Origin of the sequence: Vibrio sp. NC2 (assembly GCF_025195005.1) — a bacterium.
Classification (GTDB): Bacteria; Pseudomonadota; Gammaproteobacteria; order Enterobacterales; family Vibrionaceae; genus Vibrio; species Vibrio splendidus.
In genome coordinates, this window is record NZ_JANVFC010000019.1 from 69,944 (window position 1) to 79,523 (window position 9,580).

Genomic DNA, 9,580 nt, shown 5'->3' on the forward strand with positions numbered 1-9,580 from the left:
AGCAGCGGTTATTAACCTTGTTTCTCGTTGAAACGTTTAATCTTCGCTAGCTTATCTTGAATACGTTTGCGCTTTAGTGGCGATAGGTAATCAACAAACAACTTGCCTTCTAGGTGGTCAAGTTCGTGCTGAACACAGATAGCCAGAAGGTCGTCAGCGTCGAATGTGAATTCGTTGCCTTCACGGTCTAATGCTTTAACCGTTACTTCTGCAGCGCGAGGGACTAGAGCTCGAGCGCCTGGTACAGATAGACAGCCTTCTTCGATACCATCTTCGCCACGTTTGTCGGTAATTTCAGGGTTGATCAGAACCATAGGCTCGTCACGTGTTTCTGAAATATCGATAACAACGATGCGCTGGTGGAAATCTACTTGCGTTGCAGCAAGGCCGATACCTTCTTCGTCGTACATGGTTTCAATCATGTCATCAACGAACTTTTGAATCTCTGGGGTAACTTCTTTTACCGGTTTCGCCACGGTACGTAGACGATCATCTGGTAATGTTAATACTTGTAATACAGACATATACACTCGAAATATTGAACTGTGCCGAAACAGCTTAAACCTTGTTGGCTCAATTCTAGACATTTTAGAGGTCAAATGACAGCATCCTGAAGGTAATTCTCTAATCAGATGTCATATATTCAGACCAAGGAACCTAGGTCATGCGTCATTTTTCTCCCACTTTTTCTCTTATTTGTGCCTCGTTTTCGTTCGCCGTTACGGCTGAAAATAGTGAGCAACCTTTAACCATTAAACAAGATGCACCTCAGGCCTATGTGGTGGTTAAGGGGGATACCTTATGGGATATTTCCGCGATGTATCTCGATAGCCCTTGGTTGTGGCCAAGGCTATGGCAGGTAAACCCTGAAATAGAAAACCCTCACCTGATTTACCCCGGAGATAAATTGTCTCTGGTTTGGATTAATGGCGAGCCGGTATTGAGCCTCAAACCCGTCATAAAGCTAAGCCCTAAGATTCGTGTATCAGAGAAGAAAGCGGTGCCTACCGTGAATGAGGGGTTGGTTCTACCGTATCTACAATCTGACCGTTTGGTTGAGCAGCAAGATATCCAGTCAGCGCAACGAGCGTTAGGGACCAGTGATGGCAAACGCTTCTTATCGGGTGAAGACCGATTGTTTATTTCGGGGAACCAGCAGCATCAAAAATGGGGTATTTACCGTTCTGTCGAGACTTATCAACGACAACAACCTCAAGCGAGTATTACCTCTTTGCGTTTAGTCGCCACGGCGCGCCTGAAAGAGGTGGATGCTGAGTTCAGTAGTTTACAGATAGAGACTCAACTGCAAGAGGTGTTACTTAATGACCTCGTGTTACCAGAGCTTGACGTTGATCAGGTGAAGCTCTCAACCACATTTTATCCAGCGCCTAGTGCTGCGGGCCAGTTTGCTAATATCTTGGGTTCATTAGACAGCAGCCAATACAGTGCAAAGAATCAGGTGGTCGTTATTAATAAAGGCTCACAGGACAATCTTCGCCAAGGCTCTATGTTTACCCTCAGTGAAAGCGGCGCGGTGGTGTTTGGTAAGCAGGGTGAATACAGCTACAAAGAGTCTGCGGCGAGCGATAAGGTGCAATTGCCAAGTACCTCACTCGGTAGCTTGATGGTCATTCGTCCTTATGAGTATTTTAGCTTGGCCTTGATCACTCAGAGTTCAAAACCGGTTAGCAATGATATTCTGGCGGTATCGCCTTTGGATCTGGCTTTGAAGGAAGAAGCTAAGGGCACCGAGTGAATGAGCAACAACTGAGTGCTTGGCTAACTCTAAGTTTTGTTCCGCAATTGGGTGGCAAGCGCCTTTCTCGACTGCTGAGCATTGATTCCCCTTCGAATATTGTTGGTTACTCAAGTCAGCAACTGCAAGCGCTTGGTTTGTCTGCCAAGCAAATTGCCTATCTAAGAGAGCAAGCCCCAAGAGAAGTGGAGGCTTGCCTAGAGTGGCAAGCAAGACAACCCAACCATCACATCATTACCCCGAATTGCTCGCATTATCCCAAACTGCTGAATGAGACCGCCTCCGCGCCAAGCGTGCTTTTCGTTAAAGGTCACGTTGAAAAACTGATTGAGCCTCAAATCGCTATGGTCGGCAGTCGTAATGCCAGTCTCGAAGGGTTGCAAACCGCGAAGTCCTTCGCCAAAGAGTTCGTCCAAAACGGTTTGATTGTCACCAGTGGCTTAGCGCTCGGTATCGATGGCTATGCTCATGATGGTGCTCTAGATAAAGGAGGGGAAACTTTTGCTGTATTGGGTTCTGGATTGGATTCCATTTATCCTGCGCGACACAGAAATTTGGCCGATAGGATCTGTGAAAATGGTGCGTTGATTTCAGAGTTTCGCCCAAGTGCCAAACCACGACCTGAACATTTCCCTCGCCGTAACCGTATTATAAGTGGGTTATCGCTCGGAACCTTGGTGGTTGAAGCGGCTGAGAAGAGTGGTTCTTTGATTACAGCTCGCTATGCCATGGAGCAAGGCCGAGAGGTGTTTGCGCTTCCTGGCTCTATTCATAACCCAACCAGTCGAGGAGGTAATAGCTTAATCAAAGCTGGAGCATGCTTGGTACAGAGTGCACAAGATGTTCTGATTGAAATAAAGAGTCTGTTAGACTGGTCTATCGATCAGCAACCCAGCTTGTTCGAACCTACGCCCAGTATGGGGGAAAATGAACAATTGCCATTTCCACAGCTGTTAGCTAACGTAGGGTTAGAGGCGACACCCGTTGATATTTTGGCACAGAGAACCCATATACCTGTGCATGAGGTCATGATGCAGCTTTTAGAGCTTGAGCTCTCAGGGCATGTTGTTGCAGTTTCCGGTGGCTATATTCGAAAGGGGAGAGGCTAAGCTATGATGATGGACATACTGATGTACTTGTTTGAAACCTACATCCATAGCGATTCTGAATTGCAGGTGGATCAAGATGAGCTGGAAGATGAGCTTCTTCGAGCAGGGTTTCACCAAGATGATATTTATAAGGCCCTCCATTGGTTAGAAGATCTTGCGGCATTGCAAGATACTGAGAATCAAGCGGCGATTACTATGTGTTCCAATACCTCGATGCGTATTTATACCAGTCGAGAGATTTCACGTATTAATATGGAGTGCCGAGGTTTCTTATTGTTCCTTGAACAGATCAACGTACTCACGACAGAGATTCGTGAAATGGTGATTGATCGTGTGATGGGGCTTGAGACGAGCGAATTTGAATTGGATGATCTGAAATGGATTATCTTAATGGTGCTATTTAATGTGCCGGGTAATGAAAGTGCTTACACGCAAATGGAAGAGCTGTTGTACACCAAAGAGCAAGGTATCTTGCATTAATACAGGCTTGTCATGAGTAGTAAGATTGATAATCAGCTTTTTTCAGCACATGAACATGCATTAGAGCATGAACCATGTCCACAGTGTGGTGGAGAGCTTCAGCTTCGCCATGGTAAGCACGGCCCATTTTTAGGCTGTAAGCAGTATCCTAGCTGTGATTACATCAAGCCTCTGCATCAGAACGATGGCCACGTAGTGAAAGAGCTGGGTGTACCGTGTCCTAAATGCCAAAACGAACTGGTATTAAGGCAAGGTCGCTTTGGGATGTTCATTGGTTGTAGTAGCTACCCAACGTGTAATCACATCGAATCTTTGGACCAACCAAAAGAACAACCTGAAGAGCAGCCACTTGTTGCTTGCCCTGAGTGTGGCAGAGGCCATTTGGTTGAGCGTAAATCTCGCTATGGCAAAACCTTTTATGCGTGCGATAACTATCCTAAGTGTAAGTTCGCCGTTAATCAGCCACCTGTTATTGGTCGTTGTGAACAGTGTCAGTTCCCGCTGTTGCTGGAGAAGAAAACGGCCAGTGGCACTAAGAAGCAATGTGCTGATCGCAAGTGTCATCACATTCAATCTCAATAACTTGATGTTATAGACAAAAAAAACGGCGCTCACTGAGCGCCATTTTTATATCCAATGAACTTTTTATATCAATAAGCCAATGTAGGCTTACTGCATTTGCTCAGCAAACTCATGCACAGCAGGGTAGGCTTGCTTATCAAGAATATCAGCCAATGAGCACAACGCTCTTTGCAGCTCTGCGTTGTAGTCAGCGCTCACGTTAATGTGGCCCATCTTACGACCTGCACGCTTCTCTTTGCCATACCAATGAACATGACAGCCACCTTGAGCCAGAATAGCCTCAGGTAGGGTATCTTCACCAAGAATGTTGATCATTGCGGTTGGGCGAATCAGTTTAGTACTGCCTAGTGGCATACCGCACACAGCACGTAGGTGGTTCTCAAACTGACAAGTTTCAGCGCCTTGCTGTGTCCAGTGGCCAGAGTTATGAACACGTGGTGCAATTTCGTTAACCAGCAGTGAACCTTTAACATCAAAGAACTCTAACGCTAGCACGCCAACGTAATCCAAACGTTCTGCAACAGCGGTGAACATGGTTTTCGCTTGCTCTTGCAGTTCAATGTCATCAATGGCTGTTGATAAGCTCAACACGCCGTCGGTGTGAACATTCTCAGCCAGTGGATACACTTGAATCTCGCCATTGGTACCACGAGCACCAACCAGTGATACTTCGCGGTCAAACGGAACGAATTCTTCAGCCACAATGGCTTGGTTGTCTGTTGCGGCAATGCACTCGGCCATTTCTGTCCAAGTCGCGTCAACATTGTCTAATGTCTTTAAGCGCCATTGACCTTTGCCATCGTAGCCGCCAAGTGTGCTCTTCAAGACCATTGGCAAGCCTACGTGAGCAATCGCAGCGTCAAAGTCTTCGTGAGAGTTAATCACGTAGTACTTAGCATTTTTCACGCTTGCTTCGTCTAACAGGGCTTTTTCAAGGCGACGGTCACCGCCAGCTTTGATTGCTTCTGTTGTCGGTAAGAACTTACCGCTGCGCTCACATACCTCAAGAACATCGTGAGGGATATGTTCGAATTCAGCAGTAATGACGTCCGCACGCTCAATCGCATTGTCTAAGCCGTTGCCTAGAATCGCTTGCGTTAATGGGTGAACAATATTTTTGCTGCCAACATCAAAAGCAGAAATTTCAATATTCAGCGGCGCCCCAGCTAGGGACATCATGCGAGCAAGTTGGCCCGCGCCTAACACAAGAACATGCATGGGAATTAGTCCTCAGCAGGGTTTGGATTAGCCAGAACCGTTTCTGTTTGCTCAGAGCGGAACGCTTCTACTTTTGCCATCACTTCTTCATTGTGAGTACCAATGATTTGGGCTGCTAGGATACCAGCATTGGCAGCGCCAGCTTCACCGATAGCCAAAGTACCTACCGCAATGCCTTTTGGCATCTGTACGATAGAAAGCAGAGAATCCATGCCCTTGAGTGCTTTAGACTGAACAGGAACACCTAAAACAGGTACGCTTGTGAAAGCTGCAGCCATGCCCGGAAGATGCGCAGCACCGCCAGCACCAGCAATAATCACTTTAATACCGCGCTCTTTCGCACTGGTTGCGTAATCAGCAAGCAACTGAGGTGTGCGGTGAGCAGAAACCACTTTTGTTTCGTACGCCACGCCAAACTGATCCAACATTTCTGCAGCTAGCTTCATTGTTGGCCAATCAGATTTAGAACCCATGATAATACCGACAGTCATCTCAAACTCCTTCAGGTACGATTTAATTAGTGATTAGATATTTTGCGCGCATTATACGGGTAAAATTGCTTAAGGAAAACGTTTGCGTCAGTCTAAGTTGTTAATTGATACATTTTATAAACAAATAGCTTTAGTCACAGTGAATGATAATTTGTACACTTAGCGAGTTCGATAACAGAATTAATGAGGCAACCCTTGGATAACTTTCAACATACTTTGCAGGCATTACAACAAGGTGAAGTCATTGCTTACCCGACTGAAGGCGTTTTTGGGGTCGGTTGTGATCCCGATAATCCACAAGCCATTAAGAAATTGCTCGATTTAAAACAGCGGCCGATGGAGAAAGGGTTGATCCTAATTGCTGCGAGTTACGAGCAGTTGCTGCCCTATATTGACGAAAGCCAGTTGACGGAAGCGCAGTTAGCGACCGTAAAAGCAACATGGCCGGGACCAGTGACTTGGATAATGCCAACCAGCAGTAAAGTAACTGACTGGGTCAGTGGCCAATTTGAATCCATCGCGGTGCGAGTGACGGATCACCCTTTAGTTCAAAGAATGTGTAATGAATTCGGTAAGCCGTTAACCTCGACCAGTGCTAACCTGACAGGTGAACCGCCTTGTATGACGACTGAAGAAGTTCAACAGCAACTGGGTCAACATTTGGTGGCTATTTTAGAAGGTCAAACGGGTGGTCGTGAGAAGCCAAGCGAAATTAGAGATGCAAAAACGTCGAAAATATTAAGACAGGGTTAAACCCTGCAAAGGAAGAAAGATGTCAGCAATTGATAAAGAAGCAGTAAAACAGTTTTTACTGAGCCTACAAGATTCGATTTGCCAGCAGCTTGAGCAAGCTGATGGCACTGCACTGTTTGAAGAAGATGCATGGGAGCGTGAACCTGGCGAACGCCTTGGTGGCGGTGGTCGAACTCGCGTGATGACCAATGGTGCGGTATTCGAGCAAGGTGGGGTTAATTTCTCTCACGTAGCGGGTAAGGCGATGCCTGCCTCAGCCTCAGCTCACCGCCCTGAATTAGCCGGACGTAAGTTTGAGGCGATGGGGGTTTCATTAGTTATCCACCCTAAGAACCCATATATCCCAACCTCACACGCGAACGTTCGATTCTTCATTGCGGAAAAAGAAGGGGAAGACCCAATTTGGTGGTTTGGTGGTGGTTTTGACTTAACGCCATTTTATCCTTTCGATGAAGACTGCCAATCTTGGCATCAAACCGCTAAAGACCTGTGTGCGCCGTTTGGTGATGACGTTTATCAAGAACACAAGGAATGGTGTGATAAGTACTTCTATCTGCCTCACCGTGATGAAACACGTGGTGTTGGTGGTCTGTTCTTTGATGACTTAAATGAGTGGGGTTTCGATAAGAGCTTTGCTTATATGCAGGCTGTCGGTGAAGGTTTTGCAGCCGCCTATCTACCCATTGTAGAACGACGTAAAGAGACGTCTTACGGCGAGCGCGAGCGTGACTTCCAACTTTATCGTCGTGGTCGCTATGTTGAATTTAACCTAGTTTACGACCGTGGCACCTTATTTGGTCTGCAAAGCGGTGGGCGCACAGAGTCTATATTGATGTCGATGCCGCCATTGGCTCGCTGGGAATATCGCTACGAACCACAAGCCGGTTCACCTGAAGCTCTGCTTTATAGCGACTACCTAAAGCCTCGAGTTTGGTAGTTCTTCCTTCCTTATAGGGATAGTGATAGGGTCATCTATATAGATGACCCTTTTTTATTTCTGTTAGGTAAGGATATGACACAGCAAGTAGATCGTTATGCCGTTTTCGGTAACCCTATTGGGCAAAGCAAATCGCCATTCATTCACACATTATTTGCTCGCCAAACCAGCCAACAACTTACCTATACAGCACTCCAGCCAGAACAAGGTGAATTCATCACTGCTGCTCAAGCATTTTTTAGTGAAGGTGGGAGAGGGTGTAATGTCACTGCGCCATTTAAAGAAGATGCTTATCAGTTCGCTAATCGCCTGACTGAAAGAGCTGAACTAGCAGGTGCCGTAAACACACTTAAGAAGCTCGATGATGGAGAGATCATTGGTGATAACACCGATGGTGAAGGCTTAGTTCAAGACCTTCTTCAACATCAAGTTGCGTTAAAAGGAGCTCGCGTTCTTCTACTTGGTGCTGGTGGTGCTGCTCGAGGAGTGATTCAACCTCTACTCGACCAAAAGCCACAACAGTTGGTAGTCGCTAATCGAACCAGTTCAAAGGCTGAACTTCTGGCTGAGATGTTTTCTTCACATGGAAACATCAAAGGAATGGGGTTAAGTGATGTTAATGAAGGGTTTGATGTCATCATTAACTCGACCTCGTCTGGTCTAAGTGGTCAGCTTCCTGAAATTTCTGAGATTATCTTCAATTCGAATAGTGCTGTTTATGACATGGTTTACGGATCTGGAACGACGGTATTCAATCAGTGGGCATTAGATAATGGTGTTCACGCTGCTTATGATGGTTTGGGTATGTTGGTAGGGCAGGCCGCTGAGAGCTTTATGCTGTGGCGTGGTCTTCGCCCTGGGACAAAACAGATTTTAAGAGAATTACGTAGAAACTTAGAGATGTAACAAGGTATTTATAAAAAATGAATCAATCAATTCTATTTCCGGATATCCAAGATTGGGATGAAGCAAGTCAATCTATCACTTTCCCAGCACAGCAATCGGGTGCATTGATCGAATGTGTCTTATCTATTGAAGAATTATCACGATTGGCAGGTAAAGAGATAGAAGAGGGCGATCAAGCTTTAGTTATCTTTTCAGAGTTGCGTTTTGATATTGAAGAGCTAGCGGAAGAGTTAATAGAAGAAGAGGAGTATGACTCCTCTAATCGGATTCAGATCAAAGCGCTTTAAACTGGAAGCACAGAGTCTAGATAGTCGTTTTTATTCTGAACATAGTTGTCAGCTGACTTCTGTAAAAAGGCACGCTCCTTATCATTTAATGGGCGTGCTTGTTTTACCGGGCTTCCTACATATAGATAACCGCTCTCAAGTACCTTATTAGGCGGCACTAAGCTACCAGCACCAATCATCACATCTTCTTTAATAACCACGCCATCCAACACGATAGCTCCCATACCAACAAGTACACGATCTTCAATCGTGCAGCCATGCAGCATTACTTTATGTCCGATAGTGACATCATTACCTATTAATAGCGGGTAACCCTCAGGGTTTTCTGCATTCTTATGGGTGACGTGCAAAACGCTGCCGTCTTGGATATTCGTTCTATCTCCAATATGAATGTGGTTCACATCTCCTCGAGCTGCAACCAAAGGCCACACGCTAGAGTCGTCACCGATTTTGATATCCCCAACCAGTACCGAACTTGTATCTATATAGACACTTTGTCCAATCTGAGGGGATATTCCTTTATAACTGCGCATTGAACTCATAAATCCTCCTTTATATAGGCACCTTAAGCCCTTAATTAAGGGGAATACTAGTGAAAATGGGGTGCTTTGAACAAAAAACGCTCGAACAATCAAAAAAGTAAGAAAAACTTCAAAAAGGGCTTGCCAGTGTGATCGAAATCTCTATAATGCGACCTCGTTGAAACGGGAAGGCTTCGTAAGAAACCAAAACGAATCAGCAGGTCAAATTAGCCAAGCTAAGCGCTTGAAAAAAGTTTTGAAAATAGTGGTTGACACTAAAACTTAAATCGCTAAAATGGCCGTCCGATTTGAGCGAAGCTCAAAAAGGAAAAGCTCTTTAACAATTTAAACCTATCAATCTGTGTGGGCACTCGTTGATGAATATCAAAACGTTATTACTTAGGTAGTAACAGTTACTTCGGTAACAAAATTGATTTCAATGAACTGAGTGACCAATACAAAATTAAGTTTACTTGATTTTGGCACAGTCAATTCATTACCATTCTGTTGGAATGGTAATAGCTTTAGAATTACATGTTC

12 protein-coding genes are annotated in these 9,580 nt (G+C 45.3%); 8 read left to right on the forward strand and 4 right to left on the reverse strand.

What is annotated here, in order from left to right; genetic code table 11:
- Positions 1 to 11 precede the first annotated feature (11 nt).
- Complete coding sequence (gene def / locus NX845_RS19155) at positions 12 to 524, reverse strand: peptide deformylase (protein WP_004735769.1); 513 nt, start codon at positions 522 to 524, stop codon at positions 12 to 14.
- A gap of 140 nt (positions 525 to 664) precedes the next feature.
- On the opposite strand from def, the gene NX845_RS19160 reads away from it, so the two are divergent.
- Genes NX845_RS19160 through NX845_RS19175 form a run of 4 tightly spaced genes read left to right on the forward strand, consistent with a single transcriptional unit; the run spans position 665 to position 3,927 of the window.
- On the forward strand, positions 665 to 1,756 hold the full coding sequence (locus tag NX845_RS19160) for a LysM peptidoglycan-binding domain-containing protein (RefSeq protein ID WP_065682717.1): 1,092 nt from the start codon (positions 665 to 667) through the stop codon (positions 1,754 to 1,756).
- Complete coding sequence (gene dprA, locus NX845_RS19165) at positions 1,753 to 2,865, forward strand: DNA-processing protein DprA (RefSeq protein ID WP_004735773.1); 1,113 nt, start codon at positions 1,753 to 1,755, stop codon at positions 2,863 to 2,865. Before NX845_RS19160 ends, dprA begins: the two co-directional genes overlap by 4 nt.
- A gap of 3 nt (positions 2,866 to 2,868) precedes the next feature.
- Complete coding sequence (locus NX845_RS19170) at positions 2,869 to 3,345, forward strand: DUF494 family protein (RefSeq protein WP_004735774.1); 477 nt, start codon at positions 2,869 to 2,871, stop codon at positions 3,343 to 3,345.
- 12 nt (positions 3,346 to 3,357) lie between these two features.
- Positions 3,358 to 3,927 carry a type I DNA topoisomerase gene (locus NX845_RS19175; RefSeq protein WP_017080840.1) on the forward strand — a complete coding sequence of 190 codons (570 nt, stop codon included), beginning with the start codon at positions 3,358 to 3,360 and terminating at the stop codon, positions 3,925 to 3,927.
- A gap of 87 nt (positions 3,928 to 4,014) precedes the next feature.
- Here NX845_RS19175 and NX845_RS19180 read toward each other — a convergent pair whose 3' ends face one another.
- Both NX845_RS19180 and purE read right to left on the reverse strand, forming a co-directional pair.
- On the reverse strand, positions 4,015 to 5,145 hold the full coding sequence (locus NX845_RS19180) for a 5-(carboxyamino)imidazole ribonucleotide synthase (RefSeq protein WP_065682716.1): 1,131 nt from the start codon (positions 5,143 to 5,145) through the stop codon (positions 4,015 to 4,017).
- Between the two features lie 5 nt (positions 5,146 to 5,150).
- Entirely contained in the window at positions 5,151 to 5,636 is a 486-nt protein-coding gene (gene purE / locus NX845_RS19185; protein ID WP_004735777.1) for a 5-(carboxyamino)imidazole ribonucleotide mutase, read from the reverse strand.
- Positions 5,637 to 5,831: 195 nt separating this feature from the next.
- Here purE and NX845_RS19190 point away from each other — a divergent pair, with 195 nt between their 5' ends.
- The 4 genes from NX845_RS19190 (at position 5,832) to NX845_RS19205 (ending at position 8,519) form a co-directional block, all read left to right on the forward strand.
- Positions 5,832 to 6,389, forward strand: a complete 558-nt coding sequence (locus NX845_RS19190) for an L-threonylcarbamoyladenylate synthase (protein WP_004735778.1) — start codon at positions 5,832 to 5,834, stop codon at positions 6,387 to 6,389.
- A 19-nt stretch (positions 6,390 to 6,408) separates the two neighbouring features.
- Positions 6,409 to 7,326, forward strand: coding sequence for an oxygen-dependent coproporphyrinogen oxidase (hemF, locus tag NX845_RS19195; RefSeq protein WP_065682715.1), 918 nt, complete (start codon positions 6,409 to 6,411; stop codon positions 7,324 to 7,326).
- Between the two features lie 75 nt (positions 7,327 to 7,401).
- The gene (gene aroE, locus NX845_RS19200) at positions 7,402 to 8,232 is read left to right on the forward strand and encodes a shikimate dehydrogenase (RefSeq protein WP_065682714.1); all 831 of its coding nucleotides are present in this window, start codon (positions 7,402 to 7,404) and stop codon (positions 8,230 to 8,232) included.
- 17 nt (positions 8,233 to 8,249) lie between these two features.
- Positions 8,250 to 8,519 carry a DUF1488 domain-containing protein gene (locus NX845_RS19205; protein ID WP_017081754.1) on the forward strand — a complete coding sequence of 90 codons (270 nt, stop codon included), beginning with the start codon at positions 8,250 to 8,252 and terminating at the stop codon, positions 8,517 to 8,519.
- Here the strand turns inward: NX845_RS19205 and NX845_RS19210 are convergent.
- The gene (locus NX845_RS19210) at positions 8,516 to 9,061 is read right to left on the reverse strand and encodes a gamma carbonic anhydrase family protein (RefSeq protein ID WP_065682713.1); all 546 of its coding nucleotides are present in this window, start codon (positions 9,059 to 9,061) and stop codon (positions 8,516 to 8,518) included. The two genes, NX845_RS19205 and NX845_RS19210, sit on opposite strands and share 4 nt — an antisense overlap.
- Between the last annotated feature and the right edge of the window lie 519 nt (positions 9,062 to 9,580).